Origin of the sequence: Ruegeria halocynthiae (assembly GCF_900106805.1) — a bacterium.
Lineage (GTDB): Bacteria > Pseudomonadota > Alphaproteobacteria > Rhodobacterales > Rhodobacteraceae > Ruegeria > Ruegeria halocynthiae.
The window spans coordinates 217,675-244,238 of the sequence record NZ_FNNP01000004.1; the positions used below are offsets into that span (position 1 = coordinate 217,675).

General features: G+C 57.6%; 24 protein-coding genes. 10 read left to right on the top strand and 14 right to left on the bottom strand.

Annotation, left to right across the window (positions count from 1 at the left end):
* Window positions 1-52: 52 nt before the first annotated feature.
* Window positions 53-1,492 (bottom strand): aldehyde dehydrogenase family protein, encoded by a 1,440-nt coding sequence (locus tag BLU89_RS13400; RefSeq protein WP_074737336.1) that lies wholly within the window; start codon window positions 1,490-1,492, stop codon window positions 53-55.
* Window positions 1,493-1,711: 219 nt separating this feature from the next.
* Here BLU89_RS13400 and BLU89_RS13405 point away from each other — a divergent pair, with 219 nt between their 5' ends.
* The gene (locus tag BLU89_RS13405) at window positions 1,712-2,362 is read left to right on the top strand and encodes a peroxiredoxin (RefSeq protein ID WP_074737337.1); all 651 of its coding nucleotides are present in this window, start codon (window positions 1,712-1,714) and stop codon (window positions 2,360-2,362) included.
* Between the two features lie 81 nt (window positions 2,363-2,443).
* Here the strand turns inward: BLU89_RS13405 and BLU89_RS13410 are convergent, their stop codons facing one another.
* The 3 genes from BLU89_RS13410 to BLU89_RS13420 form a co-directional block, all read right to left on the bottom strand.
* Window positions 2,444-3,439, bottom strand: coding sequence for a Hint domain-containing protein (locus tag BLU89_RS13410; protein WP_074737338.1), 996 nt, complete (start codon window positions 3,437-3,439; stop codon window positions 2,444-2,446).
* A 166-nt stretch (window positions 3,440-3,605) separates the two neighbouring features.
* Window positions 3,606-5,756 carry a polyribonucleotide nucleotidyltransferase gene (gene pnp, locus BLU89_RS13415; protein WP_074737339.1) on the bottom strand — a complete coding sequence of 717 codons (2,151 nt, stop codon included), beginning with the start codon at window positions 5,754-5,756 and terminating at the stop codon, window positions 3,606-3,608.
* 176 nt (window positions 5,757-5,932) lie between these two features.
* Window positions 5,933-6,835, bottom strand: a complete 903-nt coding sequence (locus BLU89_RS13420; protein WP_074737340.1) for a LysR family transcriptional regulator — start codon at window positions 6,833-6,835, stop codon at window positions 5,933-5,935.
* 124 nt (window positions 6,836-6,959) lie between these two features.
* Between BLU89_RS13420 and BLU89_RS13425 the strand changes: the two genes are divergently transcribed.
* Complete coding sequence (locus BLU89_RS13425) at window positions 6,960-8,528, top strand: arylsulfatase (protein WP_074737341.1); 1,569 nt, start codon at window positions 6,960-6,962, stop codon at window positions 8,526-8,528.
* Window positions 8,529-8,759: 231 nt separating this feature from the next.
* On the top strand, window positions 8,760-10,361 hold the full coding sequence (locus BLU89_RS13430) for a BCCT family transporter (protein WP_074737342.1): 1,602 nt from the start codon (window positions 8,760-8,762) through the stop codon (window positions 10,359-10,361).
* A gap of 110 nt (window positions 10,362-10,471) precedes the next feature.
* Here the strand turns inward: BLU89_RS13430 and BLU89_RS21330 are convergent, their stop codons facing one another.
* Complete coding sequence (locus BLU89_RS21330; protein ID WP_143030579.1) at window positions 10,472-10,681, bottom strand: hypothetical protein; 210 nt, start codon at window positions 10,679-10,681, stop codon at window positions 10,472-10,474.
* 818 nt (window positions 10,682-11,499) lie between these two features.
* Here BLU89_RS21330 and BLU89_RS13435 point away from each other — a divergent pair.
* Window positions 11,500-13,146, top strand: coding sequence for a VPLPA-CTERM sorting domain-containing protein (locus tag BLU89_RS13435; protein ID WP_074737343.1), 1,647 nt, complete (start codon window positions 11,500-11,502; stop codon window positions 13,144-13,146).
* Window positions 13,147-13,296: 150 nt separating this feature from the next.
* Here the strand turns inward: BLU89_RS13435 and rpsO are convergent, their stop codons facing one another.
* The 6 genes from rpsO to rbfA all read right to left on the bottom strand — a co-directional run bounded on the left by rpsO (window position 13,297) and on the right by rbfA (window position 17,450).
* Entirely contained in the window at window positions 13,297-13,566 is a 270-nt protein-coding gene (gene rpsO / locus BLU89_RS13440; protein WP_074737344.1) for a 30S ribosomal protein S15, read from the bottom strand.
* Between the two features lie 144 nt (window positions 13,567-13,710).
* Window positions 13,711-14,733, bottom strand: a complete 1,023-nt coding sequence (locus BLU89_RS13445; RefSeq protein ID WP_074737345.1) for a calcium-binding protein — start codon at window positions 14,731-14,733, stop codon at window positions 13,711-13,713.
* 96 nt (window positions 14,734-14,829) lie between these two features.
* A complete protein-coding gene (locus BLU89_RS13450) occupies window positions 14,830-15,333 on the bottom strand; it encodes a DUF1643 domain-containing protein (RefSeq protein ID WP_074737346.1) in 504 nt (167 codons plus the stop codon).
* Between the two features lie 21 nt (window positions 15,334-15,354).
* Window positions 15,355-16,260: a tRNA pseudouridine(55) synthase TruB gene (truB, locus tag BLU89_RS13455; protein WP_074737347.1), complete on the bottom strand. Its 906-nt coding sequence runs from the start codon at window positions 16,258-16,260 to the stop codon at window positions 15,355-15,357.
* A gap of 54 nt (window positions 16,261-16,314) precedes the next feature.
* The gene (locus BLU89_RS13460) at window positions 16,315-17,058 is read right to left on the bottom strand and encodes a phosphodiester glycosidase family protein (RefSeq protein WP_074737348.1); all 744 of its coding nucleotides are present in this window, start codon (window positions 17,056-17,058) and stop codon (window positions 16,315-16,317) included.
* The gene (gene rbfA, locus BLU89_RS13465) at window positions 17,055-17,450 is read right to left on the bottom strand and encodes a 30S ribosome-binding factor RbfA (RefSeq protein ID WP_074737349.1); all 396 of its coding nucleotides are present in this window, start codon (window positions 17,448-17,450) and stop codon (window positions 17,055-17,057) included. Before rbfA ends, BLU89_RS13460 begins: the two co-directional genes overlap by 4 nt.
* A gap of 92 nt (window positions 17,451-17,542) precedes the next feature.
* On the opposite strand from rbfA, the gene dapB reads away from it, so the two are divergent.
* Window positions 17,543-18,352 carry a 4-hydroxy-tetrahydrodipicolinate reductase gene (gene dapB, locus BLU89_RS13470; RefSeq protein ID WP_074737350.1) on the top strand — a complete coding sequence of 270 codons (810 nt, stop codon included), beginning with the start codon at window positions 17,543-17,545 and terminating at the stop codon, window positions 18,350-18,352.
* 71 nt (window positions 18,353-18,423) lie between these two features.
* Here the strand turns inward: dapB and tmpB are convergent, their stop codons facing one another.
* Together tmpB and tmpA are read right to left on the bottom strand one after the other, a co-directional pair.
* Window positions 18,424-19,014 carry a (R)-1-hydroxy-2-trimethylaminoethylphosphonate oxygenase gene (gene tmpB, locus BLU89_RS13475; RefSeq protein ID WP_074737351.1) on the bottom strand — a complete coding sequence of 197 codons (591 nt, stop codon included), beginning with the start codon at window positions 19,012-19,014 and terminating at the stop codon, window positions 18,424-18,426.
* Entirely contained in the window at window positions 19,011-20,147 is a 1,137-nt protein-coding gene (gene tmpA, locus BLU89_RS13480; RefSeq protein WP_074737352.1) for a 2-trimethylaminoethylphosphonate dioxygenase, read from the bottom strand. Before tmpA ends, tmpB begins: the two co-directional genes overlap by 4 nt.
* A 98-nt stretch (window positions 20,148-20,245) precedes the next feature.
* Here tmpA and BLU89_RS13485 point away from each other — a divergent pair, with 98 nt between their 5' ends.
* Window positions 20,246-21,103 carry a LysR family transcriptional regulator gene (locus tag BLU89_RS13485; RefSeq protein WP_074737353.1) on the top strand — a complete coding sequence of 286 codons (858 nt, stop codon included), beginning with the start codon at window positions 20,246-20,248 and terminating at the stop codon, window positions 21,101-21,103.
* Here the strand turns inward: BLU89_RS13485 and BLU89_RS13490 are convergent, their stop codons facing one another.
* A complete protein-coding gene (locus tag BLU89_RS13490) occupies window positions 21,104-21,286 on the bottom strand; it encodes a DUF1674 domain-containing protein (protein WP_074737398.1) in 183 nt (60 codons plus the stop codon).
* Between the two features lie 91 nt (window positions 21,287-21,377).
* On the opposite strand from BLU89_RS13490, the gene BLU89_RS13495 reads away from it, so the two are divergent.
* The 4 genes from BLU89_RS13495 (at window position 21,378) to lspA (ending at window position 26,550) form a co-directional block, all read left to right on the top strand.
* A complete protein-coding gene (locus tag BLU89_RS13495; RefSeq protein ID WP_074737354.1) occupies window positions 21,378-22,637 on the top strand; it encodes an RsmB/NOP family class I SAM-dependent RNA methyltransferase in 1,260 nt (419 codons plus the stop codon).
* Window positions 22,638-22,725: 88 nt separating this feature from the next.
* Complete coding sequence (locus tag BLU89_RS13500; protein WP_074737355.1) at window positions 22,726-24,465, top strand: heparinase II/III family protein; 1,740 nt, start codon at window positions 22,726-22,728, stop codon at window positions 24,463-24,465.
* Between the two features lie 22 nt (window positions 24,466-24,487).
* Window positions 24,488-26,080: a bifunctional phosphoribosylaminoimidazolecarboxamide formyltransferase/IMP cyclohydrolase gene (gene purH / locus BLU89_RS13505; RefSeq protein WP_074737356.1), complete on the top strand. Its 1,593-nt coding sequence runs from the start codon at window positions 24,488-24,490 to the stop codon at window positions 26,078-26,080.
* A complete protein-coding gene (gene lspA, locus BLU89_RS13510; RefSeq protein ID WP_074737357.1) occupies window positions 26,080-26,550 on the top strand; it encodes a signal peptidase II in 471 nt (156 codons plus the stop codon). Before purH ends, lspA begins: the two co-directional genes overlap by 1 nt.
* Window positions 26,551-26,564 lie beyond the last annotated feature (14 nt).

A 26,564-nucleotide genomic window follows, 5' to 3' on the forward strand; every position in this document is an offset into this window, starting at 1 on the left:
GCGGGCGAGGCAAATTTCACGCCTCGCCCGCTATTCGTGAATTGGTCGTTGGCTACTTGGCGGCCCAACCACCGACGGCCTTGACCTCAAGGAAATCCTCAAGCCCCCAGACGCCGCCTTCGCGCCCGTTGCCGGATTGCTTCATCCCGCCAAACGGGGACCCCGCACCGCGCGATTGGCCGTTCATCTCGACCATACCGGACCGCAGCGCCCGAGCCATCCGATTGGCGCGGTCGCCGTCCTGTGTCTGAACATAGTTGGTCAGCCCGTAGGGCGTGTCATTGGCGATCTCGATGGCCTCTTCTTCGGTATCGAAGGGGATCATAGTCAGGACAGGGCCAAAGATTTCCTCACGCGCGACGGTCATTTGGTTGTTGGCATCGGCAAAGACGGTGGGGCGGACATAGTAGCCTTTGTTCAGGCCCTCAGGACGACCCGTGCCGCCTGCAACCAGACGCGCCCCTTCGTCGATACCTTTTTGGATCAGGTCTTGGATCTTGCTCCACTGCACCTCATTCACCACGGGCCCGATATGGCGGCCTTCCTCGGATGCGCTGCCCACAGTGACTTTGTTTGCCACTTCGGCGGCGGTCTCAACCGCCTGGTCATAGATCGGGCGCTGCACCAGCATTCGGCTGGGCGCGTTGCAACTTTGGCCGGTGTTGTTCATCATATGCAGGACGCCGCGCTTGACGGCTTTCTCATCCGCATCAGCAAAGACCACATTTGCCCCTTTGCCGCCCAATTCCAGATGCACCTTCTTCAAGGTATCTGCGGCGTTCTTGGAAATCGCGGTTCCGGCACGGGTCGAACCGGTAAAGCTGACCATATCCACATCCGGGTGCCCGGAAAGCCGCGAGCCGACGCCCACACCATCGCCGTTGACCAGATTGAAGACGCCGGCCGGAAAGCCCGCCTCATCCATCATCTCAGCAAAGATCATTGCGTTCAGCGGGCTCTGCTCCGAGGGCTTCAACACCATGGTGCAGCCTGCAATCGCTGCTGCCCCAACCTTCAGCGTGACCTGATTCATCGGCCAGTTCCAAGGTGTGATCAGGGCGGCCACACCAACGGCTTCGTAGATGATCCGGTCGTTCGGGGCATGATCGCCCAGCGGGCGGTCGAATTGGAACGCTTTGGCGGCGCGGATGAAATTCTTGAGGTGATAGATACCCGCGCCGGATTGCTGAGTGCGCGCCATGTCAATCGGCGCACCCATTTCCACCGACATTGCCTGCGCCAGATCTTCAGAACGTGCAGCATAGATATCGACCAGCTTCTCTACCATCGCGATACGTTCTTCAACCGGCGTTGCCATCCAGCCGGGAAAGGCAGCTTTGGCCGCGGCGACCGCCGCGTTTGCGTCCGCTTCTGACCCCAGTGAGATCACTGCGCAGGGTTCTTCGGTCGAGGGGTCGATCACCTCGAAATCATTCGGTGCCGATGGGGCAACCCATTTGCCGTTGATATAGAAATCGCGTTTTTCGATCATGGCTCATCCTCCGGAACAGGAATCAATCGACCGGTCGGTCGGTTTTCATGTGCACTCTGTCACCCGCCCCGGTTAGGGGCAAGGGAAAATCAAAATTTGATCAAATTATCTATCTGCCAAATCTTCTGACAGAGCAACATGAATGGTTTAACCTCTGCACAAAGTGATTAGGTTGGCAGCAACCGACTCAGAGATTTTCGCAGGAAAAGGAGTTTCCCAATGGGTTTGCGTATCAATGACACCGTCCCGAATTTCACGGCAGAAACGGATCAGGGCACCGTTCAATTTCATGATTGGATCGGCGACAGCTGGGCCATTCTGTTTTCACACCCCAAGGATTTCACCCCGGTCTGCACCACCGAATTTTCGGCGGTCGCGCAACTGAACGATGAATGGGCGGCGCGCAACACCAAAGTGATGGGCGTGTCTGTCGATGGTGTCGAAGACCACAAGAAGTGGAAAAAGGATATCGAGGCTTACGGCAACGCCAACCCCGGTTTCCCGATCATCGCCGATGATGGCTTGGCCGTGTCCAAAGCCTTCGACATGCTTCCTGCCGAGGCTTACATGCCCGATGGCCGCACACCTGCGGACAGCGCCACCGTGCGCTCGGTCTTTATCATCGGTCCCGACAAGCAGCTGAAACTGTCAATGACCTATCCGATGACCGTAGGCCGCAACTTTGCCGAGATCCTGCGCGCGCTGGACGGCCTGCAGATGAGCGCCAAGGGTGTTGCCACCCCCGCCAACTGGGTGCCGGGAGAAGATGTAATCATCCCGCCAGCGGTCTCGAACGACGAAGCGAAAGAGAAGTTCGGCGAATTCGAAACGATCTTCCCATACCTGCGCAAGACCAAAGCGCCGTCGTGATTAGCTAAAAGACAGACGGAGGGCACCCGCCCTCTGTCACTTCTGGCGTGCAAACCGCAATTCCACGCAGGGGTCGCGGGATTAATGTACGAAAGCGGATATGGCCTCGGTGGGTGCGGAAAGATCCGGGCGCAGCATACGCACCTCATGAGGCTTCAGCACTGGAAGCGCGGTTTCAGCATATGCACCCTTGTCAAATCGTAGCTCTGGGAACAGGGTGAAAAGCTCTTCTTTTGTGGCCGCGGACATCGCATCCAGCGTGCAGTCACCCGGAAAGAAGGACTCGGACCATACACCGTCAACGTTTACCAGTTCATGCCGGTCAAACAGGATGTGAATATATTCCACATTCTTTTCAGGGGGCATCTGCGTAATTGTATCGCCATTTACCAAGGCTTTGGCGGGGGCCAGCATCGTCCGGTTGAAATAGTGCAGCTCCAACGAAGGCGAGGAAACGACCATACGATGCTGGGGCGATACCATCATGTCACGCGCGGGCAGCTGGTTCCCAAGACTTCCTGCCTTGAAGCGGATCGGGCAGAATTTTGGTGTATGCTGTTGGTCCCGCCTGCTTAGGTGTCGACGGCCCACCCAGCGGACAGGGCGGCTGCTGCCATCCCCAACAATAATATGATCCCCCGGTTTCACGGTCTCAATCGGCTTTTCCCCGGCTGGGGTCAGGATCATCGAACCTGCGGTGAAACAGACAAAGGACGGAAGCGTGTTATACTGGGCAGGAGGTGCTGTACTCTGTGTTTGGGTATTGCCAGAAAGTATATCGTTAACCGAGACGGTTCCCGAAGTGACAACGATATACTGCGTGCCGGAAAACTGCAGCAGCGTATACGTGACCGGAGCCCCCCCGACAGTCGCACTGTAGCCCTCAAAAATCTGGAAGTTTTCTGAATTGCCAAGCCCGGGAATCGAGCTGGTATCAAACTGCTCGCTACCATCGGAATCCGGGTCTTCAAGCAGATTATCGTCATCTGTGATTTCAACCAGAAAGGCCTCTGTCACGGTGACATTGGGGTTGAATAGAGGGTCGGCGCTTACCTCGTAGACAGTAAAGAAAGGCATATTCTACAACACTTCCTAAAACTATAAGGGATATAATTTCTGTTGATACACTTTATGCGTGTGGAAATAAACAGTTGAGAGTGTTTGGTCACCGTCGGGCGAGGGGCAAACAAAAAAACCCCGGCCAAAGCCGGGGTTTCTTGCGTTGTGACAGAGAGTTGGCAGATTATTCTGCGCTTTCCTCTTTCTTTTCTTTCTTCTCGGGAACGACCTCTTCGCCGGTTTCCTGATCGACCACTTTCATCGACAGGCGAACCTTGCCGCGATCGTCAAAGCCCAGCAGCTTGACCTTCACTTCCTGACCTTCCTTCAGAACATCTGACGGGTGGTTCAGGCGGCGGTTTTCGATCTGGGACACGTGGACCAGACCGTCGCGCTTGCCAAAGAAGTTCACGAAGGCACCGAAGTCGACGATCTTGACCACTTTACCGGTGTAAACCTGACCTTCTTCCGGCTCAGCAACGATCGAGTGGATCATCTCATAGGCCTTCTTGATCGATTCACCGTCGGGCGAGGCGATCTTGATGACGCCATCGTCGTTGATGTCGACCTTGGCACCCGAAACTTCGACGATCTCGCGGATGACCTTACCGCCCGAGCCGATCACTTCACGGATCTTGTCGGTCGGGATGTTCATGGTCTCGATGCGCGGCGCATGGATCGAGAAATCGTTGGTCTCGGACAGGGCTTTGCTCATCTCACCCAAGATGTGCATCCGGCCGTCTTTGGCTTGTGACAGGGCCTTTTCCATGATCTCAGGCGTGATGCCCGCGACCTTGATGTCCATCTGCAAAGAGGTGATGCCGTTTTCGGTTCCCGCCACTTTGAAGTCCATGTCGCCCAGGTGGTCTTCGTCACCCAGAATGTCCGACAGGATGGCATATTCGCCGTCATCTTCCAGGATCAGGCCCATGGCCACACCGGCAACGGCTGATTTCAACGGAACACCCGCATCCATCATCGACAACGAACCGCCGCAGACAGACGCCATCGAGCTGGAGCCGTTGGATTCAGTGATCTCCGACACGATGCGGATCGTGTAGGGGAAGTCGGTCGCCGCAGGCAGAACCGCCTGCAAGGCGCGCCATGCCAACTTACCATGGCCGATCTCGCGACGGCCAGGGCCCATGACCCGGCCAACTTCACCAACCGAATACGGAGGGAAGTTGTAATGCAGCAGGAAGTTCGATTTGAAGTTGCCATGCAGCGCGTCGATGAACTGTTCATCGTCACCGGTGCCCAGCGTGGTCACAGCCAGCGCCTGCGTTTCACCACGGGTGAACAGGGCAGACCCATGGGTCCGTGGCAGCATTCCGGTTTCCGAAACGATACTGCGGATCTCGTCGGTCGCACGACCGTCGATCCGCTTGCCCGTTTTGACAACGTCACCACGCAGAATGCCAGCTTCAAGCTTTTTGAGGGCTGAACCAAGGTTGCTGTCTTCCAACTGCTCTTCGCTCAGCGATTCTTTGATCGCGGTGCGGGCAGCGGCAACAGCGGCAGTGCGCTCTTGCTTGTCGGTGATCGCGAAGGCGGCGCGCATTTGCTCTTCACCGGCAGCTTTGACAGCTGCGGACAGCTCTGAATAATCAGGCGCCTGGAAGTCAAACGGCTCTTTCGCGGCGTCTTCGGCCAGTGCGATGATCAGGTCGATAACCGGCTGAATCTGCTCGTGCGCGAATTTGACCGCACCCAGCATTTCGGCTTCGGACAGCTCATACGCTTCTGATTCAACCATCATCACGGCATCTTTGGTGCCGGCAACAACCAGATCCAGACGCTGTTCGGGGTTCAGGCGCAGGTCCTGCATGTCATCAACGGTTGGGTTCAGGACGTAATCGCCATCCTCAAAACCAACGCGGCAACCGGCGATCGGGCCCATGAACGGTGCGCCAGACAGGGTAAGCGCAGCGGACGCCGCGATCATCGCAACTATGTCGGGGTCGTTGACCAGATCGTGGCTCAGCACGGTGCACATCACCAGAACTTCGTTCTTGAAGCCATCGACGAACAGCGGGCGGATCGGACGGTCGATCAGACGCGCAGTCAGCGTCTCTTTCTCGGTCGGGCGCGCCTCGCGCTTGAAGAAACCGCCTGGAACTTTACCGGCGGCATAGTATTTCTCTTGATAGTGTACGGTCAGCGGGAAAAAGTCCTGACCGGGTTTTTGCGCCCGCGCAAAGGTCACGTTTGCCATGACGCTGGTTTCGCCCAGCGTGGCAATCACGCTGCCGTCGGCCTGACGGGCAACCTTGCCGGTTTCCAGTGTCAGCGTTTCTTCGCCCCACTGAATTGATTTCTTTGTTACATCAAACATATGCGTATCCTAGAAGGGAGCACTCCCGGCCCTCCGGGTCTCCCGTTTGCATGGCGGCCCCATTGCCGCCGATCCCATTTTTATTTTCGTCTGAGTGCCGGGATCAGGGCACAACGTCTCAGATACCGCGCGCATACATGAGATTGCGCTGGAAGGAAAGAGAAAGTGATCCCGGTTCAATCCGTCAAAGACTGCAGCTTTTGCCAGAAGACCTGCGCTGCCGAGTGGGTATCTCCTGCACGCCGGGCGGCGCAGATGTTCCACTGAATTCGGGGGTGCGGTTCGATCAGCGCCACTTCGCCCGTTGCAACCGCTTCGGCAAAGGTTTCGGGCATACCGCCAACGACGAAGCCATCCTCTGTCAGCAAAGTTGTGAGAAATGCATAATCATCGCTCTCAATCGTCGGCATCGTGGCTACCTTTTCCGCGGCCTCCGGCGTTCCCCCCAGGGCCTGAGCAATCACCGCGCGCCAGTGCTTGTGCAAATGCGGTGAGGCGAAAGGATGGGAAAACAAATCCTTCAGGCTGGGATTGTCCATTTTATGCAGCGGGTGCGAGATATGGGCGGCAAACATAACAGCACGTTTTTCGAACATCATCAGTTCGATATTCTCGGTTTCAGGCGTGTGCGTCAGGTCACCGACGTAAATGTCAATCTCGCCATTTTCGAGCATCTCTATCGGCGTTTGGCGGGCGCTGACGTCTATACGGGCGCGCAGGCCCGGATAAGCCATTTGCGCCGCACTCAGGGCGGGTTGGATCAGCGTCCGGGGTGTCAGCGGCCCGCAGCCGACATGAACAACCTGATCAGTTTCCAGCCGGATTCGGTTCGTCTGGTCGGCGCAGGCGATCAGGTCTGAGTACAGTTTTTTGGCTACCGGCAGATAGGCCCGCCCTTTGCGGGTCAAAGTACTGTTGCCACGCCGGCGGTCAAAGAGGACAAAGCCGACCTGCTCCTCAGCCAAAGAAATATAGCGTGACAATGACGCGTTCGAGACTCCCGTCCGCTTTGCAGCCTGCTGAAAGCTGGAAGTTTCGGCCAAATGCAGAAAGGCAGACAGGGGTTTTTCAGATAACATGGGCACGCCTTTGATTTCAGGTTTTCGAGTTTTAATTTCAGAACTTGCAAGATGGAAAGCCCAAGTTGCGATCCCGACAAGCCAGCGTCTAGGACCGGGGGACCACAATCGGGAGACTCAAAAGGTGTTTCAGATCAAATCTATAACAACTGGCATAACCGTAGCATTATGTGCGGTGGCTTCAATCGCGGCCGCTGAAACGGAAAAGCCCAATATTCTGGTGATCATGGCGGATGATGTTGGCTGGGCAAGTCTTGGCAGCTATCATCAGGGGGTCAAAAGCATCCAGACGCCAAATCTGGATCAACTTGCTGCACAAGGCGCACGGCTGACGGACTATTACGCGCAGCCCAGCTGCACCGCAGGACGGTCCGCCTTTATCACTGGCCAGTTTCCGGTTCGGACAGGGATGCATACCGTCGGCCTTCCTGGCGACCCGGTAGGGCTGAGCGACGAGGACCCGACGCTGGCAAATATCCTCAAATCCATGGGTTATACCACCGGGCAGTTCGGCAAGAATCATCTGGGAGATCTGAACAAGTTCCTGCCCACCGCCAAGGGCTTTGATGAATACTGGGGCTGGCTCTATCACCTCAACGCGATGGAATATGCGTCTGACCCGGATTGGCCGGATGATCCAGAATTTGCGGCCCAGTTTGGCCCGCGCAACATCATCCACGCTTTCGCCACGGACACGGTTGATGAAACCGTTGATCCGCGCTGGGGTCTGGTCGGCAAACAACGCATCATCGATGACGGCCCGGCCCCGCCGGAACGTCAGAAAACGCTGGATGATGAGGTGACAGCCCACACCATCGACTTCATCAATCGTGCCGTCGACAGCGACACACCGTTCTTTGTTTGGATGGCCCCGGCGCGTGCGCATGTCTGGACCCATCTCAGCGCGGAATACGAGGCGATGCTGGGCGATGGGCGCGGCCTGCAGGATGTGGTCATGAAAGAGCTTGATGACAATGTGGGCAAAGTCACCGCGCATCTCGAGGAATTGGGCATCGTCGACAACACCATCGTTCTCTTCACCTCGGACAACGGCCCGGAAACGATGACATGGCCTGATGGTGGCACCACGCCGTTCCACGGCGAAAAAGGCACAACATGGGAGGGCGGTTTCCGCGTGCCCGCCATCATCCGCTGGCCGGGCACGATCGCCGAAGGTCAGGTTCTGAACGGCATCTTTGACGGTATGGACTGGATGCCCACGCTGGTTGCTGCTGCCGGTGGATCGCAGGATTTGCCCGCCGATCTGTTGAAGGGATATGATGGTTATCAGGTGCATCTGGACGGGTACAATCAGCTCTCGTATCTGGCCGGTGAGACCCCAAGCAACCGCAAGGAAATCGTTTACTACGAAGGCACCGACCTGCAGGCGATCCGCTATCAAGACTGGAAAGCGCATTTCACCATTCAGGAAAAAGGCTGGGCCGGCCCCAAGGAGGAACTGAACGCGCCATTGTTGTTCAACCTGCGCCGTGACCCCTATGAAAAAGCAGCCGAGGAATCGGGTATGTACACCCGTTGGATGGGCAACAAGATGTGGGCCTTCGGCCCCGCCGCCCGACTGGTGCAGGCACATCTGTCAAGTTTTGCCGATTTCCCGCCTCGCGGTGCGACAGTAGGCAACGAAACCCATGTTCAAGAGCAGGTCAGCAGCGAAGGCGGCATGTCGCAATAGCGCCCGGCCGCCCCTTCAGTTGATCAGAAAACGTCCGTCAATGTGCGGGCGTTTTTTGTATTAATATTCGAGTTATTGAATGCATTTGGTGAAAGTTTAGTATCCGTATAGGCTAGAACCACCATACCTGCGGTCGATAAGACGGAACTTCGCCAAGGGAATACCAATACCATCTCCGTCCGCCGGTCGAATACCTTGGCGTTTGCATGTCGCGAACAGAAGGGCAGACGCATGGCACAAACAAAGAAAATGTTGGATCCGGATCCCCGGATTTATGACTTTGAGACCGAATATGAGCTTGGGCAGGATAACGTCCGACCTTTCGGTCTGGACATCCACAATCCGGTCTTTCTGATCTCAAGTGTATTGATATTCGCGTTCGTCCTGATCGCGCTTGCCAATCAAGAGGCCGCAGCAACCTTCTTTGGGTGGCTCCGGCCATGGCTGACCAGCACGTTTGACTGGTTTCTGGTTCTATCAGTCGATGCGATAACCCTGTTCTGTCTGGTGCTGATCATCCTGCCGGTGGGCAAGGTGCGGATCGGTGGCAAAGACGCCAAGCCCGACTATTCGTACGCCGGTTGGATTGCGATGATGTTCGCCGCAGGCATCGGCATTGGGCTGCTGTTCTTCGGCGTGATGGAACCGGTTTATTACAACTTTGCTGAAGACGGCAACGCAGTGCCGCTGGGCATCGACATCGCGGTGCCGGGCAATGAATACGCCGGCATCGTTGGCACGATCCACCACTGGGGGCTTGAAGGTTGGGCGGTCTATGCTGCCGTGGGTCTGAGCCTTGCGATTTTCAGCTATAACCTCGGGTTGCCACTGACCTTGCGCTCGGCGTTTTACCCAATTCTGGGCGAGCGCGTCTGGGGCTGGTGGGGCCACATGATTGATACGCTGGCAGTGTTTGCCACGCTCTTTGGTTTGACCACATCTCTGGGACTGGGGGCGCAGCAGGTTGCGGCAGGCCTGTACGAGGTCTTTGGCATTGAACCCAGCCCCACCGTCACTGTGCTGTTGATCATCGGTATTACCCTGATCGCGCTGGGCTCGGTCCTGATGGGGATGGACGCGGGTGTCAAACGATTGAGCGAGATCAATATGATCATGGCTGTCGGCCTGTTCGTGTTTGTCATCGCAATGACTGGCATCGGCACCGCTATTGCGCGCTATTTCAGCGTGATGACGGATTACGTGCTGCACTTACCAGCACTGTCAAACCCGTTCGGGCGCGAAGACACCAGCTATTTCCACGGCTGGACAACATTCTACTGGGCCTGGTGGATTGCGTGGTCGCCTTTCGTGGGAATGTTCATTGCCCGGATCTCCAAAGGCCGAACGGTGCGGGAATTCATCATCTGCGCCCTTCTGGCCCCTACGGCGGTTTGCGCGCTGTGGATGTCGACTTTCGGTGGTGCAGCCATCGACATGCTGAACGCAGGTGGCGCCGAAGGCGTTCGCGCGACGGTAATTGACAGCTATGCCCCCGAAGGTGCGCTGTTCGGCTTCCTGAAAGAACTCCCGCTCAATGGCATCGTCGCACCCATCGCGCTGATCCTGATCGTGGTGTTCTTTGTCACTTCGTCAGACTCGGGCTCGCTGGTGATCGATACGATCACAGCCGGCGGCAAGATGGACGCGCCAGTGGTGCAGCGCGTATTCTGGTGCACACTTGAAGGTCTGGTTGCCATCGCGCTTCTGCTCGGAGGCGGCCTTGCCGCGTTGCAAGGCGCCGCCGTTTCGACCGGTATCCCGTTTACGCTGGTGGTTCTGATCATGTGCTATTGCCTCTGGCTGGCACTGAAATCGGAACGCTCTAAGATGTAAGCATGGTTTGCTGACAAACACGAAACGCCCGCTGAAAAGGCGGGCGTTTTCTTGTTTACGGTATGATCTTTATGCTCTCGCCAGAACGCTGATGATCCAGCGGAAAGGCGTTACTGCAGCGAGTCCTCGCGCGGGCGCTGGGTCGGGTGTTCCATCCGCTCGTCTTCAAGAATACCTCGGAGGACGGCTGCGGTTTCAACTTTCGAAATCGACTTTTTCGCCAGATCTGGATCAGACGGCATCATGGATGTTCTGGTAATGTTGGCATCGTGAAACATCTTGCTCGCAAGCACACGATTCAGGACTGTTCTCAAAGGCATCATTCAACTCCAGCATAAATTGGTCGTCAAATCGTTGTCGCCGCGGGTCAGGCCCAAGCCACTTGAGGGAAAGGCTCAAAGACCATACTCCGTGAGTGGTAACCCGCAGCGACACGGCGCATGTAAGAAATAGTTGACCCCGAGAAAGGGGGAAGAAATCCGGGTTTCGTATCATTTTTCAGACCGCGCTGAAAAAAACGAAAGCATAGCTTACGCTTACGTCAACTTCCTGAGCCAAAGCCGATTGTTCGCGACGCTACGTCACAATTTCAATCCCGTTGGCGCAGGCTGGACAGCGTTAAAATGACCGCCCGATCAGAAGCGTTGGCATGACCGCAATCCAGGCCGGGAAAGGGTCTTGCGTCACCAACGAAAAAGGGCGCGCCCGGTACAGGCGCGCCCAGTAAAAGGGAGGGCTATGAAAAACCTGACGCTCGAAACAAAAGAAGCGTCCACTCACTAACACACTCAGGATGGTGCAATCCGCACCTGCGGTCAGTGAAGTGGTTCACATGAAGCGAAGATTTTGTCACCGGGCAAAACAATCTGCTGGTGAAGTGCAAGTTGTTACAGGGGTGATGACGGCAGTGCGCCGATCATTGCGCGGCCTTGTGCAAGACCGAATACTCAAGATTGATCATCCAGTTTCGTGGCCAATAGCATGAGATTTTTTTGACCCGGAACTCTGATACCAAGTTCCGGATTAATCGCGCGCTTAATCCGCTTAAAATCCACAATTCTTTACAAATTGGCCGAATACTGATAGTTTTCAGTGTTATTCTGCATGTTTTTTTCTGAGTTCTTTCTGGGGGAAAGTTATGGTTAAGCTGCTTACAAGCGCTTCATGCGCTGCAATTCTCATCGCATTAAAAACGCAGGCCGCGACGATAACCGTCGGCGACGGCATTGTATATCCTGCGAATGGATTGGAAGGTGGTCAAATAGATGCGGGTCGCAGCGGGAATGGCTCAGTTACCATCAATGGAGGAGATATTGTTACGCTGGAAAGCGGAACATCATCCGTAGAGTTTGAAGCGCGCCCCAAGATCGACGTCGGTGATGGCGGGGTTGGCACCGTCACCGTAACTGGTCTGGGGACCACGGTGAACCTGGACGGGACAAACTCTGGTTCCAAGCTTGAGGTTGGTACTTTTGTCGGCAACTCCGGAACCTTGGAAGTTCTTGATGGGGCCACGATCAACATGACGGATGATGGTCCGATTTCAGGTGACGACAACGAAAATGTCTTTTTGCAGTTTGGTGAAGATCAGGCCGATGGCACGCTCATAATGGATAATGGTACAATTAACGCCACCGGGCACAGCCGGATTGGACTAATGGTTGGCGTTCATGGAAACACGCCGATTGCTGGGAATGGTGTGATCGACATGACCAATTCGACGATCGACATGACCAACCTCACAACTACGAGAGAGAGCTTCATTATTGTCGGGGATCAAAGCAACGGGACCGGTGACATCGGCATGGTGAATTCTGACATCAGCTTGGTTACACCCAACGGAAGTACCTATGTTGGACTGGGCACAGATGGCGGTGATGGAAACATTTCACTTTCATCCGGTTCCAACTTTGAGGTGGTAGCCGATGGTCTAGAAGTCGAAATCGGACAAGGGTCTGGATCTTCGGGAACGATCACAGTTGGCACCAATTCCACGACAACTTTTGAGTCAACGGGTTCCGTCGAATTGGATATTGGTCGGAGTCCTGGGAGCACGGGTTCCGTAACCGTTGAGAGTACCGGAGAGTTTACCGTCAGAGGGACATCTGGCCGGGTACAGATCGGTTCCGACAGTTCGACCACAGAGACTGGTTCTGGCACGTTGAATGTGCATGGGCTTTTCGATTCCGATGTAGGTGTTCAGGTTGGTTCAGCATTCTCCGGAACAAATAACCAGACCGGCGAAGTTGTAATGACCGACGGTGTGCTCAGAGCCCCCGAAGTTGTTGTCGGTACAGGAGGCAGTATTACCGGAACCGGCACGATCGATGCGGTTCAAACCGTTTTGTCGGGCGGGTCTATTTCAGCAGGGTTTTCGCCGGGGATACTTGAATTTACCGGTGATCTGGAACTGCGTAGCGGATCATTGCTGTTTGAGATCGGGGGAACGGCCCCATCGCTATTCGACTCGATTTTGGTGGGCGGCACGCTGTTTGCGACCGATGTTTTTGATGTCCAGATCAGCTTTATTGACGGCTTCCTTCCATCGGAGACGGATAGTTTTGAGCTATTCAGCGCAAACTCTATCGAATCCAGCTTCTTTTCATTTGCGAACTTTGCTTCGGATTCTCCGTTCTCGTTTGAAAACAATAATGGTTCATTGAGTTTGAATTTTACTCAAGTTTCTCCCGTTCCAATTCCGGCAGGTTTGCCATTGCTGCTGACTGCTTTGGGGGCGACTGTAGTACTTCGAGGTCGCCGAAAAACTCAGGTGTGCCGTAGCTAGGTCATAACCCTAAGTCTTGGAACAGGGTGAGGTCCAAACCGAATAAGTTCGACCAGTACAAACAAATACGCCCGCCAATTGGCGGGCGTACAAGATGTACTATGTGTTCAAAAAGGCTTTCAGAACCCGTGCAACACGCACAAAACGCGTTTAGCGGCGGATGCCCAGCTTTTTGATCAGGTCCTGGTAACGCGCTTCTTCTTTGCCCTTCAGGTAGTCCAGCAGTTTACGACGCTGGGCGACCATCTTCAGCAGACCTCGACGACCGTGGTTGTCTTTCTTATGGGTCTTGAAGTGCTCGGTCAGGGTGGTGATGCGCGAGGTCAGGATGGCAACCTGGACTTCAGGCGAACCGGTGTCGCCGTCCTTGGTTGCGAATTCTTTCATAACGCTTGCTTTTTCAGCGGCAGTAATCGACATCGGGGTCTCCTTTAAAAGGTTAGAGTTGATGGCGCAGGCCGGGATGTCGTCCAGCACAGGCCCATGGAGAAAACCGCACCGATTCCGATGCGGATGGGCGCGTATAAGCGCATTTGGCACGAATGGCAAAGGGATTCTGTGGGCTCAACCGGTGAAAGCATATTGTGCCAGCTGGGCCTCGGTCACGAACTGAATATCCTCGGCTGTCAAACCTTCTGCACCGTATAGTCGCGCGACGTCTTCGCCATTGATCCTGACATGCGTCAAATCCATGTTTTCGCTGTCTGGTTCTATGGCCAACTCCGGATCTTCGAGGTTGTCCCAAGTGATCAGCAGCTTGTCGTGACCGATCTGGAAATCCATGATTGTGGTGGCTTCATGCTCGGGTTCGGGGTCTACGACGATCTCGTCCTCACCCTCACCCCCCGTCACTACATCGCCGTTTTCGGCCAGAATGATATCGTCCCCGTCGCCCCCGTTCAGAAAATCAGGGGTTGCCTCGTCAGGCCCGTCGTCTCCGGTCAGGATGTCATCCCCATCTCCGCCAAACAGCACATCCTGGCCAGAGCCGCCTGCAAGATGATCGTCGCCATCCCCGCCGTGCAGGGCATCGTCCCCGTCATTGCCGTTCAGGGTGTCATTCCCCTGACCTCCGAAAAGGCGGTCTTCACCCGCGCCGCCATCCAGATCATCTGCTCCGAAATGGCCATACAACTCGTCACTACCTGACATTCCATCCAGGTTGTCATCGCCATATTCACCATGGAGCACATCATCCCCAAAGTTGCCTATCAGCGTATCCTCACCCTCGCCGCCGTGCAGCACATCGTTTCCAGCACCGCCGTCGATGATGTCATTGCCGCCATACCCGTTGATCTGATCGTTGCCATCCTGCCCGGCCAGTTCGTCCGCGCCCTCATCGCCCGCGATGACCTGATGGCCGTCATGTTCGGACACAATCTCCCCTGATCCGGTGTCGTCTGGCGAAATGGGGTCTTCGACACTCTCATCTATATCGAGGAGATTGCCCGTGGGCACGTCGTCCTCAACGGGGTCTTCAATCGGGTCTTCTTCGTCCTCACTCTGGGTTTCAGGAACAAGGACATCGCTTATCGCATATGCGGCGCCGCCCAAGGCAGCCATCCCGAACAACCCGATCAGAAACATGAGTACCCTCCGCAAACGCATCTGCGCTGAGTGTAAAACATCTCATGCTATCAACAGTTTGGTCAAAGCCTGGTTGAAGATGTGGTTAACCTTTTATCACCAGGGTTCGGGTTGCTGCGTGTAGGCGATATAGAGCGGATGTCTGGGGTGGCCGTCCTTGGTCAGCCCCAGTTGATACAGTGGTTGCCCGGTGCCGCGCAGCAGATGTTCCACCGCGGGGCCACGCTCTTGGTGGGCACCGTGGGTTCCCCATGCGGCGATGATCTGATCGGCCCAGTCCACACCTGACAGGATGGTCGCGTCATTTTCTGGCCCGACGGGATCAGCAGCAGCACGCATTTTGCGCGGGTCAGTGTCGCGCCAGGCAAAGATGTTGGTAACCTGAAAGGCGCCAAACCCAAGCGCGCGCGCGCGACGTTCACAACGCTCGACCGTCGGATCGTTCTGAACCTCGGTCGCGGTCGAGGGGTTCAGCATCACGAACAACGCCTTGCGCCCCGTCGGATCCCAGATGCGAGTCAGGCTATAACGGTACTTCTCGCAGTCGGAGTAAACAGCGGTCGAGGGCGCGTCGCCCTTGGTATGGGTACGGGTGATCATGCCCTTCGCCTAGCATGTGATTCAATCGACGAACACCCGGCTTGGATGCAGTTCACCTGATTTGTAGATACCCACGGCCACAGCTTTGCCTTCCAGAGAGGCCCAGGCTTCATCGCCGTACTCAACGTCCGAGGCCAGCACCATGCCCGGATTGCCGTTGCGCAGGCGGGTTGCGCCCTCTGCGGTGCATTTCAACTCGGGCAGGTCAGACAGACCGGTTTCCAGCGGGTGCAGATATTCATCCAGCGCCGTGGTCTTGGCCATCTCGTCGATCTGTTCGATCGTCAGCCCGTTTTCGGCCTCGAACGGGCCGGACCAGATGCGGCGCAGTTCTTTCACATGAGCGTGGCATCCCAGCGCTTCGCCCAGATCGCGGGCGATCGAGCGGACATAGCCACCTTTGCCGCAAGTCATTTCCAGCGTCACGTGATTGGTGTCGGGGCGGTCAACCAGAACCAGTTCCTCAACCCACAGCGGGCGGGCGGACAGTTCTACATCTTCACCATCGCGGGCCAGCTTATAGGCGCGCTGGCCGTCGACTTTCACGGCTGAAAACTTGGGTGGCACCTGCATGATGTCACCCAGAAACGGGGCCAGTGCCTGCTTGATATCGTCGTCCGTCGGGCGGGCATCACTTTGTGCGATCACTTCACCTTCGGCATCGTCGGTGTTGGTGGCCTGCCCAAGACGCACAGTGAAGGTGTAGGCCTTCAGCGCGTCTGTAATGTAAGGAACGGTTTTGGTCGCCTCACCCAGCGCCACGGCCAGAACGCCGGTTGCCTCGGGGTCCAGGGTGCCCGCATGGCCCGCCTTCTTGGCGTCCATCGCCCAACGCACCTTGTTGACCACAGCGGTCGAGGTCATGCCGGCAGGCTTGTCCACCACCAACCAACCGGAAATGTCGCGACCTTTGCGCTTGCGTCCCATCTTGCACCTTGCCCTTTGCTAAGGCGCGCGAGGTAGCGGATCACTTCGTCCCTGTCAATTTGCGGGAACGTCCTCGACCACGCCGACAATCGGCCCCAGCGAGAAACCTACATCCGACCGGTTGCTGGCCCGTTCATACATGCGTGAGATATTGCCATCCAAGAACAGCGCATTCGGTGTTTCCAACACGTCGCGGAACAGGCTGCCGAATTCGTGGAAGGTGACATAATCCTCGGATATCACAAATACCGCGCGCGTCCCGTCATCGCTGGTGCCCACCCCGTTGCGCACATAGAGCGAGGTCGAATCCGGCAGAAAGCGTGGGTGCAGTTCGCCACCGATCACCAGCATCGGGCCGGATTGTGTGGCGAAACGGCAGGCGGGCGCCTGATCCACATAGTCCAAGGTCTCGAACACATCGGCGCGACCCTCGCGGATACAGAACACGCCGTTAGGCAACAGGCCGAAGTTTCCCGGACCTGCGTTCGGGATCACACGCATTTGTTCTTCGCCGTCCTCGACGTAGTGGCCTACAGGCGAACGGTCGTCATGATACATGCCCGCATTCATCGCAAAGGCCAGCCGCTTGCCGCCGGGTTCTAGTGCCTCGTTCACCGACGAGAAATGGCCCAGAAGGTCACCGTTTTCGTCATTCAGGAAAAGGCGTAGATCTTCGGATGCGGCGTCCACCTCGCAAATGGTGTACCGCTTGTCCTCATGGGTCAGCTTTTCACAGGTGACCGCCGAGGCCTGCGCACCCCAAAGGGCCGCACCCAGAATGACAACCGTTCGGATCACTCGTCCAGATCGCGGCGCACCGCGTCCTGCTCGAACATGCGGCGGGTATCGTCCAAGCGATCAAACGTATCGTCCAGCCGGAACCGCAGATCGGGCGAGAATTTCAGACCGACCTTCTTGCCGACCATGCGCCGCAGCTCATGCTTGTTGCGGGCCAGCAGTTCGATCACATCCTCCTGCCCTTTGCCGCCCAGGGGCAGCACATAAGCAGTGGCGATCTTGAGATCGGGCGAGGTGCGGACCTCACCCACCGTGATTGACATGCGGTTCAGGTCGGGGTCGTGGACATCTCCGCGCGCCAGAACCTCGGACAGGGTGCGGCGGATCAGTTCGCCGACGCGCAGTTGTCGTTGGGACGGGCCGGGGCCATCGTGGAATTTGTTCTTTGCCATAAACCCCGATCTAAGGGCAAAGCGGGGCTTTGCCAAGCGGGCGCGAACCGGGTAGGAGGCTTTGAGCCGAATTGAGGAAAAGGACCAGCGCAATGACTCATATTCCGGGGATCGTCATTACAGGGGCTTCGGGCCGGATGGGGCAGATGCTGATCAAAACCGTGACCGACAGTGATCAGGCGCGTCTGGTCGGCGTCGTTGAGCGCGAAGGCCATGACTGGATCGGTCATGATATTGGTGAGGCGATGGGTGGTCAGACGCTAGGCGTTAAAGTGACGGATGATCCGCTTGAGGCATTTGCACAAGCGCAGGCTGTGATCGACTTTACCGCCCCAGAGGCAACGCTGGAATTCGCCGCGCTGGCTGCGCAGGCACGCTGCGTGCACGTGATTGGTACAACCGGAATGTCTGACAAAGAAATCGCAGCGCTGGAACCTGCCTCGCGCCATGCAGTGATCGTGCGGGCAGGGAATATGAGCCTCGGTGTCAACCTGTTGGTGCAACTGACCAAAAAGGTCGCCGCTGCGCTGGATGCGGATTTCGATATCGAAGTGATCGAGAGTCACCACCACCACAAGGTTGACGCGCCCTCGGGCACGGCACTGATGCTGGGTGAGGCCGCCGCCGAAGGGCGCGGTGTCAAGCTGGACGATGTATCCGATCGCGGCCGCGACGGCATTACCGGCGCACGCAAACGTGGCGACATTGGGTTTCATGCGATTCGCGGTGGCGACATCGTGGGCGAACATGACGTTCTGTTCGCTGCCCCGGGTGAACGCATCGTGCTGCGCCACCTGGCGTCGGATCGCGCCGTTTTTGCCCGCGGCGCTCTGAAAGCAGCGCTTTGGGGGCAGGGCAAGGCCCCCGGACAATATGACATGGTGGACGTACTGGGACTGTAGGTTTCGGCAATAGCTGCCAAGAAAATTCGTCGAATTTTCTTGGCAGCGGCAAGCATACGGATCGGGCGGCCTCAGGTGTCTTTCAGATGCTGGTCAACCATCCGCTGCACCATCGGTGCAAAATGCGCGAATTCCGGGGTATCCATATCGGCGCGTTTGCCCGCCTCATCCAGATATCGGACCTGAATGATCTCTTTCAGGTTCGGGTTGGCCTCGAACGCGGCAATTTCCTCGGCGCTCATCGGGCCGCCCTGCAATTCCAGCGTATGGACCGAAGCTGCAGACAGGCGGTTGTAATACTCCGGCTTCGTGGCACAGAGATACCGTTTGGCAGCCACATGGTATCGGCAGCAGTCGGTTATGACCGAAGGAAAGAACTGCTCCAACACCTCGGCACCGGCGTCTTCGTGGTGGCGGTCCTCGGTATCGTCGGGATGATAGGTGCCGAACTCGGATGTGAAGTGGCCGATATCATGCAGAAGCGCACCGACGATGATTTCTTCGGCTTGCCCGTTCTGTTCGGCAATCGTGGCGCCTTGCAGCATATGTTGAGCCATCGTGACGGGTTCGCCCAGATATTCCTCGTCGCCACGGCGTTCGAAGATATCACCGATGAAGGCCACGATGTTGTCCCTGTTCAGGGTCAAAAAATCGGGTTTCATTCCGCTGCCTCCGGCTGGGTCATCTGCATCGCGGCCAGAGTGGAAAGCAGCCCGTCCTTGTCTGCATAACAGCCCTGCAGCCAGCGCGATCCTGCGCCGGAGTAGCCCAATCGCGCGTGGAGCACGCGGGTATTGTCCACGATGAAGCTTTCCCCCGGTTCCAGCTTGAACGATACACCCATCGCGGGGTCGTCGATGATCTCTGCCAGCTGACGGTAAGCGGCGTAGTAGGCCTCCATCTTTTCGAAAGGCACATCTACGAAGGGGGCGGATGAGCGGTTGTTGAAGCGGATGCCGATCAATTCGCCATCCGGAGACAGTTCGATCATCGGGCGACGCGATTGCAGACAGACGCCATCAGAGCCTTTGTATTCGAACCGTGCTGGATAGCCCGCCAGTAAGGCGAAGCCGTCGGGGTTCTGATCGCGCAGTTTTTCGGCTGCTCGGAAGCCGTCGACCACGATGGAATCCCCGCCTTCGGCCGAATTCTCAAGACAATAGAGGATTTGCAGCGTCGGAACCGGGTCGCGGTAGGGGTTGTCCGTATGGGCCTGCAGACCCAAACCGGTGTAGGCGAGGTTGGTTGGGTTCACCTCGGTCCGGACCTCGAAGTAGGGGCCGTAGTTGGTCTCACGCACGTAGCCGAACAGATTTGCCACTTTCAGCAGCGATTCAGGTTCAGTTGGGCCGCCTGTCAGCTTGGCAAAGCCGTATTCAGCCACTGCGGTCAGCCAGTTGCGCTTGGCTGCAGGGTACGCTTGTACTTCGTTCCAATCACCGCTGGGCGCGTCGGTGCCGCGTTCCCAGGTTGTGACGCCTGACGCGATCCGGCCAATCTGGCGGTCCTGAGCGCCATCATAGACGTGTTCGGCCAACCAACTGGCTGGGAAGGTCACAGTTTTGTCTTCCGGCTGAAAGGTGACGTTCAGATCCCCGTTCGCGACCTCTGCGGCGCTGATCGACACAGTGGCGGGAATGTCGCCGATTGTGATCAGGCGTTGGCCATTGCCGGGTGCGCGGGTTTCGGGGTCCAGCGCGTTGTCGCGCAGCCAGATGGCGTGAAAACGGGATTGGGAGCCGTTGGCAAATTCGATGGTGACCATCGACGGGTCATGGGTGGCAGAGCGCAGCATGGGAATCTCCTGTTCAGCGCGGGCTTTGCTTGAGGAGATACGCACCTCATGGCATTAACACAATTAATCCTTCTTTCTGCTAAGGCTTGGAAATTCTTATGACTAAGAAAAAGGTTGGTCTGCCACCGCTGGATTGGCTGCGCGTGTTCGAAGCTGCCGGGCGATTGGGCGGCTTTTCCGCTGCTGCGCGAGAGTTCGGTTTGACACAGGCGGCTGTCAGCCAGCGGATCGGCAACCTTGAAGCCTGGTTGGGCCGGTCGCTGTTCGTGCGCGAGGCACGGGGCGTATCGCTGACGATCGAAGGTGAAAGCTATCTGCCGCTCGTGCAGGACAGTTTACAGGCTTTGGAACGCAATACCGAGGATTTGTTCGGCAAATCCCCGCGTGAGCTTCGGGTTGCGGGGTTATCGTCGCATATTCATGCGTTGGTTCTGCCTGCGTTGCCTGTGTTTCTCAAGATGCAGCCCAAGGTGCGTGTCATGACGGATTCAATGACCCGTCGATCCTCGCTCGAAGAAGAACGGACGTGGCTGCAAATTCGGTATGGCCGCGGCCATTGGCCGGGCCGTAAGGCCAAGCTCATCGCGCCCGAGGTGTTGGTTCCGATGGCGGCTCCTGATGTTGACTGGGGCGCACCGCTGATCGATCTGCGCGGAGAACGCCCCAGTTGGCAGGACTGGGCGCAAGTTGCGGGAATTGAGGAATTGCCTGCGGGCAGAATCAGTTTCGACTCTGTCGGTCACGCGATCACGGCGGCGCGTCAGGGCATGGGGATCGCGTTGGGTTCACTTCCTCTGGCATTGGGCAGCTTAGAGACCGGTCAGCTGTGCAGACTAGAGATGCCCGAACTTGCAACGAAAGATGGCTATTGGCTGACATGGCCCGAGGATCGGGTGCGCTCGAAGCGACAGCGGGTCCTGATCGATGACTTCTTGCAAGCGCTGCGCGGCGGTTGATCAGAAATCGATGGCGATACCTTTTTTCTCCCAATCGCCATAGCGGGCGGGATCCGGACCGTCACGCCCACCCAGCTCCTTGGGCCGGGCCTTCGCTTCGGCCTCGGACTTTTTGCGCCGTTCCTCTGCTTCGGCGAGGGCGCGCTGCGCGGCAGGTGGCAGGTCTTTGCACTCGTCACTCATGACATCGGGTTCCTTTCTGTTCAGGGCCTTGATATACGCCCTCGTCCGCCCAAGGCAATGCGGGCAAAGGTCACGAGAGGCACTCAGCATCATGTCAAATTCCGCCACAGCCGCGCGACGGAGCGCAATCTATCTGTTGGATCAGATACTGGGCGAGGGGCGGCTGTTGCCCGAATGTCTTGCAGCCGGCGCGCTGGATCGTTTGGCCCCCGAAGATCGCGCGCGCGCTCAAAGATTGACGATTGAAACCCTGCGTGGGCTGGAACGGGTCGACCGGCTGTTGGTCGACCACCTGCGGCAGACCCCTGCACTGACGGTCCACAATGCCCTGCGGCTCGGCACGGTCGAGCTGTGTCAGGGTGAGGCCGCGCATGGGGTTGTTAATTCGATGGTCGAGATCGTAGGCCGCTCGCGCAAACACGGGCGGCTTAAGGGGTTGGTGAATGCTGTCCTGCGAAAGATCGCTGCCGATGGACCGGACGCATGGCCCAAGATGCGCGTACCTCGCTTGCCGGAATGGCTGCGCGATCCGCTAATCATGGCGTGGGGCGAGGAGGCGGTGAAGGGCATGGAGCAGGCCCATTTCAACGGTGCGCCATTGGATTTAACCCTAAAATCGGATGCTGAAGCCCCGGATGGAGAAACCCTGCCCACCGGATCGGTCCGACTGCGGGATGCCGGGCAGGTGTCAACCCTGCCAGGGTACGAGGCGGGTACGTGGTGGGTGCAGGACGCGGCGGCGGCCTTACCCGTGCGGGCTCTGGCCCCGAAAGCCGGGGAAAAGATACTGGATCTTTGCGCAGCGCCCGGCGGTAAGACGTTACAATTGGCTGCGGCGGGGGCCGATGTTACGGCTCTGGATATCTCCGATGCGCGTCTTGTTCGTGTTCGCGAGAATTTGAAGCGAACGGGGCTGAAAGCCAAGGTGATTGCAGGAGACGCGCTTGAACATCAGGGGCAGTATGACGCCATTCTGCTGGACGCACCCTGCTCTGCCACCGGCACGATTCGTCGCCATCCGGACTTGCCATTCGCCAAGGACGGATCGGAATTCGGTGAATTGATTGAGCTGCAAGCAAGAATGTTGGCCCATGCCTGGACCCTTCTGAGACCCGGCGGCCGGCTGGTGTATTGCACCTGTTCCCTGCTGCCGGACGAAGGTGAGGTGCAGATCGAAGAGGCGCTGGGACAACACCCGGACATGCAGGTCGACCGTTCAGCGCTTGGCTTTTCGGGCGTCGAGGAGAGCTGGATCACTGAAGAAGGCGGCTTGCGTCTGCGCCCTGATTACTGGCCCGAGCGCGGTGGTATGGACGGGTTCTATATTGCCTGCCTGAACAAATCCGCCTGAGGCTACGCTTTTCGATGACTTGACGAACGGACCGGTCTATCGTGTGCTCAAGCGCCCGCAGAGCGCAAGGGGCAGAGTCGCAAGCGTCATGTCAAACTCGGACACAATGACCAATCGCTGGATGCGGTTTCAGAACCGCCTTTACGCGCGCCTGAGCCAAAGGCAGAAGGCGGTCAAGGGATTTGTAAGCCAGCCCGAGCCTCGCACGGTTGGTTCATTTGCCCGTGGGCGCCAACTTGTGGCCGGAAATCTGCTGTTCGCAGGATATCTGGTCGAGGCCAATGATACAGACCTTTGGGACGTAGCCGCCCCGAGTCCGGATTTCGATGATGAACGGCACGGGTTTGTCTGGCTGGACGATCTGGCCGCCGTGGGTGACATGCGCGCTCGTGAAAAGGCGCAGCGGTGGGTCTGGGGCTGGATTGAGACACATGGGCGCGGAACAGGGCCCGGGTGGGCACCTGATCTGACCGGGCGCCGGGTAATCCGCTGGATCAACCACTCTCAATTCCTGCTGCGCGGTTCAGATGAAACACAGAGCAAGGCGTTCTTCCGCGCATTGGCACAGCAGACGTGGTTCCTGTCCAAACGCTGGACAGCAGCGACACCGGGCTTGCCACGGTTCGAGGCGCTGGCCGGTCTGGTGCAGGCCGGACTGGCGCTGGAAGGGTTGGAGCAGATGGCTGATCCTGCCCTGCGTGCACTGGCGCGGGAATGTGACCGCCAAATTGATGCCGAAGGCGGTATCCCTACCCGCAACCCCGAGGAATTGCTGGAGGTTTTCACCTTACTGGCCTGGAGTTCAGCAGCACTCAGCGAAGTGGGTCGGGGCACGCCTGCTTCACAGACCGAAGCGATCAAACGTATCGCGCCAACCCTGCGTAATCTGCGCCATGCGGATGGGGCGCTGGCACGATTTCACGGTGGTGGCCGCGGGTTGGAGGGGCGACTGGATCAAGCCTTGGCGCAAAGCGGGGTCAAGCCGCAGCAGCATTCAGACCTGTCGATGGGCTATGCGCGACTGGCGGCCTCACGGACCACGGTTCTGGTGGATGCCAGTGTGCCCCCTCAAGGTGCGGCATCGTATAACGCACATGCCTCGACCCTCGCGTTCGAACTGACCTCGGGGCGCCGTCCATTGATCGTGAACTGTGGATCAGGAGGCAGTTTCGGACAGGACTGGCGCCGGGCAGGGCGGGCAACACCGTCCCATTCCACCCTGTGTGTCGACGGGTTTTCCAGTGCCCGGCTTACCTCGCCGGTCAAGGGCACGGCGCTCGAAGCGCTGGTCGATGGACCGCGGGATGTGCCGGTCGAGTTCGAAGACGCCTATGAAGGCACCCGGTTCATGGTCGGCCATGACGGTTATGCCAAAGTGTTTGGCCTGACCCACGCCCGCACGCTTGAGCTGCGCTTTGACGGGCGCGAACTGGTTGGCGAAGATATCCTTCTGACTGCAACCGACAAGGCCAAACGGCAATTTGATCGGGCGATGGATGGGTCTGGCCTTAAAGGTATCGCCTTTGATATCCGGTTTCACCTGCATCCTGATGTAGATGCCGCACTGGATTTGGGCGGCGCGGCTGTGTCGATGGCGCTCAAAAGTGGTGAGATTTGGGTTTTCCGCCACGATAGCTTGGGAAAATTGTCATTGGAACCAAGTGTTTATTTGGAAAAAGGCCGGTTAAAGCCCCGCGCGACAAAACAGATCGTTCTATCTGGCCTCGCAATGGAGTATGCGACGCGCATCCGGTGGACGCTCAGCAAGGCTCAGGATACAGCCTATGCCGTGCGCGACACGCACCGGGACGAGCCCGTTTTCGACTGACGCCAAAAGGACCTTTGGACCCATGACCGATCTTCACCCCGTGCGCCGCGCGTTGCTTTCCGTTTCCGACAAGACCGGGCTGATCGAGCTGGGTAAGGCACTGGCCGAGCGCGGGGTCGAATTGCTGTCGACCGGCGGCACGGCCAAGGCGCTGCGCGATGCAGGGCTTGAGGTGAAAGATGTCAGTGAGGTGACTGGCTTTCCCGAAATGATGGATGGCCGGGTCAAGACGTTGCACCCGATGGTGCATGGCGGCCTGCTGGCGCTGCGGGACAATGACACGCATGTGGCCGCGATGAACGAACACGGAATCGGCGCGATCGATTTGCTGGTGGTAAACCTTTATCCGTTCGAGGCGACCGTGGCCAAGGGCGCCGGGTATGATGAATGTGTCGAGAACATCGATATCGGTGGCCCGGCAATGATCCGCGCGGCGTCGAAAAACCATGCGTTTGTCAACGTGGTGGTCGACGTTCAGGATTACGACACGCTGCTGGCGGAACTTGCTGCAAATGATGGCCAGACGTCCTATGCCTTCCGTCAAAAGCTGGCGCAGACGGCGTATGCGCGCACAGCTGCCTATGACACAGCCGTCTCGAACTGGATGGCTGACGCGTTGGCCGCCGAGGCACCGCGGCGCCGCCGTGCCTTCGCCGGTGAGCTGAAGCAAACGCTGCGCTATGGCGAGAACAGTCACCAGACGGCTGCGTTCTACACCGATGGCTCGGGCCGCCCCGGCGTGGCAACTGCCGTGCAGCATCAAGGCAAGGAACTGAGCTATAACAACATCAATGACACCGACGCGGCGTTCGAGTTGGTGGCCGAGTTCGACCCGGCCGAGGGCGCGGCATGTGCCATCATCAAACACGCCAACCCTTGTGGCGTGGCCAGGGGCACAACACTGTTAGATGCCTACAAGGCGGCGTTCGATTGCGACCGCACCTCGGCGTTTGGTGGTATCGTGGCGTTGAACCAGCCTCTGGATGCCGAAACCGCGCAGGAGATCACCGGGATTTTCACAGAGGTTGTGATCGCTCCGGGCGCCTCCGACGAGGCCAGAGCGATCTTCGCCGCGAAGAAAAACCTGCGTCTGCTGACAACCGAGGCACTGCCGGATGTGTCCGCAGGTGGCAAGACCGTCCGTCAGGTGGCTGGCGGCCTGTTGGTACAGGACAAGGATAATGGCTTTGTCGGCATGGATGATCTGAAAGTCGTTACCCAAAAGGCACCGACCGAAGATCAGATGCGTGACCTGTTGTTTGCATGGAAGGTCGCGAAACACGTCAAATCCAACGCCATCGTTTATGTTAAAGACGGTGCCACCGTTGGCGTTGGCGCGGGTCAGATGAGCCGGGTTGATTCGGCCCTGATCGCGGCCAAAAAGGCTGAACGCATGGCTGATGCGCTGGGTCTGCAACAACCGCTGACCATCGGATCGGCTGTGGCGTCCGATGCGTTTTTTCCGTTCCCCGATGGGTTGATGGAGGCAGCGCAAGCCGGGGCGACCTGCGTTATCCAGCCCGGCGGCTCGATGCGCGACGATGAGGTGATCGCAGCCGCTGATGAGGCCGGTCTGGCGATGGTCTTTACCGGTATGCGGCATTTCCGGCACTGATGCGGAATTCACTCCTCCTCTGGGTCGGGTTGGCCGCGTTTCTGATCGACCAGATCAGCAAGTATCTGGTCGTGCATGTGTTGCGCGTAGCGCAGGGCGATATTGACGTCCTGCCACCGCTGCTGGTGTTCAGATACGGTGAGAATCGCGGCATCAATTTTGGGTTGTTTCAGGGAGATTCGGACGCCGCCCGCTGGGTGCTGATTGGCGTCTCGGTTGCAATTTGTCTTGGCATGCTGATCTGGCTTGGCCGTTCTGCATCCACGAAATTCCGGCAAATTTGCGGTGGTCTTTTGATCGGCGGCGCGCTGGGTAATGTCGTGGATCGGGTATTATATGGCTATGTTCTGGATTTTCTGAACATGTCCTGCTGCGGCATCAACAATCCGTTTGTGTTCAATCTGGCCGATGTGTTCATTTTTGCGGGCGCGTTGGGGTTGGTGCTGTTTGATGGCAAAAAGCCCTCGTGACCTGCCCGATGATA

What these genes read in the sequence shown, in the direction of transcription:
- BLU89_RS13420 (WP_074737340.1), bottom strand. Translation starts at nt 6,835, where the DNA reads ATGTTATCTGAAAAACCCCTGTCTGCCTTTCTGCATTTGGCCGAAACT.
- BLU89_RS13430 (WP_074737342.1), top strand. Translation starts at nt 8,760, where the DNA reads ATGGCACAAACAAAGAAAATGTTGGATCCGGATCCCCGGATTTATGAC.
- BLU89_RS13490 (WP_074737398.1), bottom strand. Translation starts at nt 21,286, where the DNA reads ATGAGTGACGAGTGCAAAGACCTGCCACCTGCCGCGCAGCGCGCCCTC.
- BLU89_RS13500 (WP_074737355.1), top strand. Translation starts at nt 22,726, where the DNA reads ATGTCAAACTCGGACACAATGACCAATCGCTGGATGCGGTTTCAGAAC.
- truB (WP_074737347.1), bottom strand. Translation starts at nt 16,260, where the DNA reads ATGGGACGCAAGCGCAAAGGTCGCGACATTTCCGGTTGGTTGGTGGTG.
- BLU89_RS13485 (WP_074737353.1), top strand. Translation starts at nt 20,246, where the DNA reads ATGACTAAGAAAAAGGTTGGTCTGCCACCGCTGGATTGGCTGCGCGTG.
- lspA (WP_074737357.1), top strand. Translation starts at nt 26,080, where the DNA reads ATGCGGAATTCACTCCTCCTCTGGGTCGGGTTGGCCGCGTTTCTGATC.
- BLU89_RS13410 (WP_074737338.1), bottom strand. Translation starts at nt 3,439, where the DNA reads ATGCCTTTCTTTACTGTCTACGAGGTAAGCGCCGACCCTCTATTCAAC.
- BLU89_RS13400 (WP_074737336.1), bottom strand. Translation starts at nt 1,492, where the DNA reads ATGATCGAAAAACGCGATTTCTATATCAACGGCAAATGGGTTGCCCCA.
- rbfA (WP_074737349.1), bottom strand. Translation starts at nt 17,450, where the DNA reads ATGGCAAAGAACAAATTCCACGATGGCCCCGGCCCGTCCCAACGACAA.
- purH (WP_074737356.1), top strand. Translation starts at nt 24,488, where the DNA reads ATGACCGATCTTCACCCCGTGCGCCGCGCGTTGCTTTCCGTTTCCGAC.
- BLU89_RS13445 (WP_074737345.1), bottom strand. Translation starts at nt 14,733, where the DNA reads ATGTTTCTGATCGGGTTGTTCGGGATGGCTGCCTTGGGCGGCGCCGCA.
- tmpA (WP_074737352.1), bottom strand. Translation starts at nt 20,147, where the DNA reads ATGCTGCGCTCTGCCACCCATGACCCGTCGATGGTCACCATCGAATTT.
- BLU89_RS13495 (WP_074737354.1), top strand. Translation starts at nt 21,378, where the DNA reads ATGTCAAATTCCGCCACAGCCGCGCGACGGAGCGCAATCTATCTGTTG.
- tmpB (WP_074737351.1), bottom strand. Translation starts at nt 19,014, where the DNA reads ATGAAACCCGATTTTTTGACCCTGAACAGGGACAACATCGTGGCCTTC.
- dapB (WP_074737350.1), top strand. Translation starts at nt 17,543, where the DNA reads ATGACTCATATTCCGGGGATCGTCATTACAGGGGCTTCGGGCCGGATG.
- BLU89_RS21330 (WP_143030579.1), bottom strand. Translation starts at nt 10,681, where the DNA reads ATGCCTTTGAGAACAGTCCTGAATCGTGTGCTTGCGAGCAAGATGTTT.
- BLU89_RS13405 (WP_074737337.1), top strand. Translation starts at nt 1,712, where the DNA reads ATGGGTTTGCGTATCAATGACACCGTCCCGAATTTCACGGCAGAAACG.
- pnp (WP_074737339.1), bottom strand. Translation starts at nt 5,756, where the DNA reads ATGTTTGATGTAACAAAGAAATCAATTCAGTGGGGCGAAGAAACGCTG.
- BLU89_RS13435 (WP_074737343.1), top strand. Translation starts at nt 11,500, where the DNA reads ATGGTTAAGCTGCTTACAAGCGCTTCATGCGCTGCAATTCTCATCGCA.
- rpsO (WP_074737344.1), bottom strand. Translation starts at nt 13,566, where the DNA reads ATGTCGATTACTGCCGCTGAAAAAGCAAGCGTTATGAAAGAATTCGCA.
- BLU89_RS13450 (WP_074737346.1), bottom strand. Translation starts at nt 15,333, where the DNA reads ATGATCACCCGTACCCATACCAAGGGCGACGCGCCCTCGACCGCTGTT.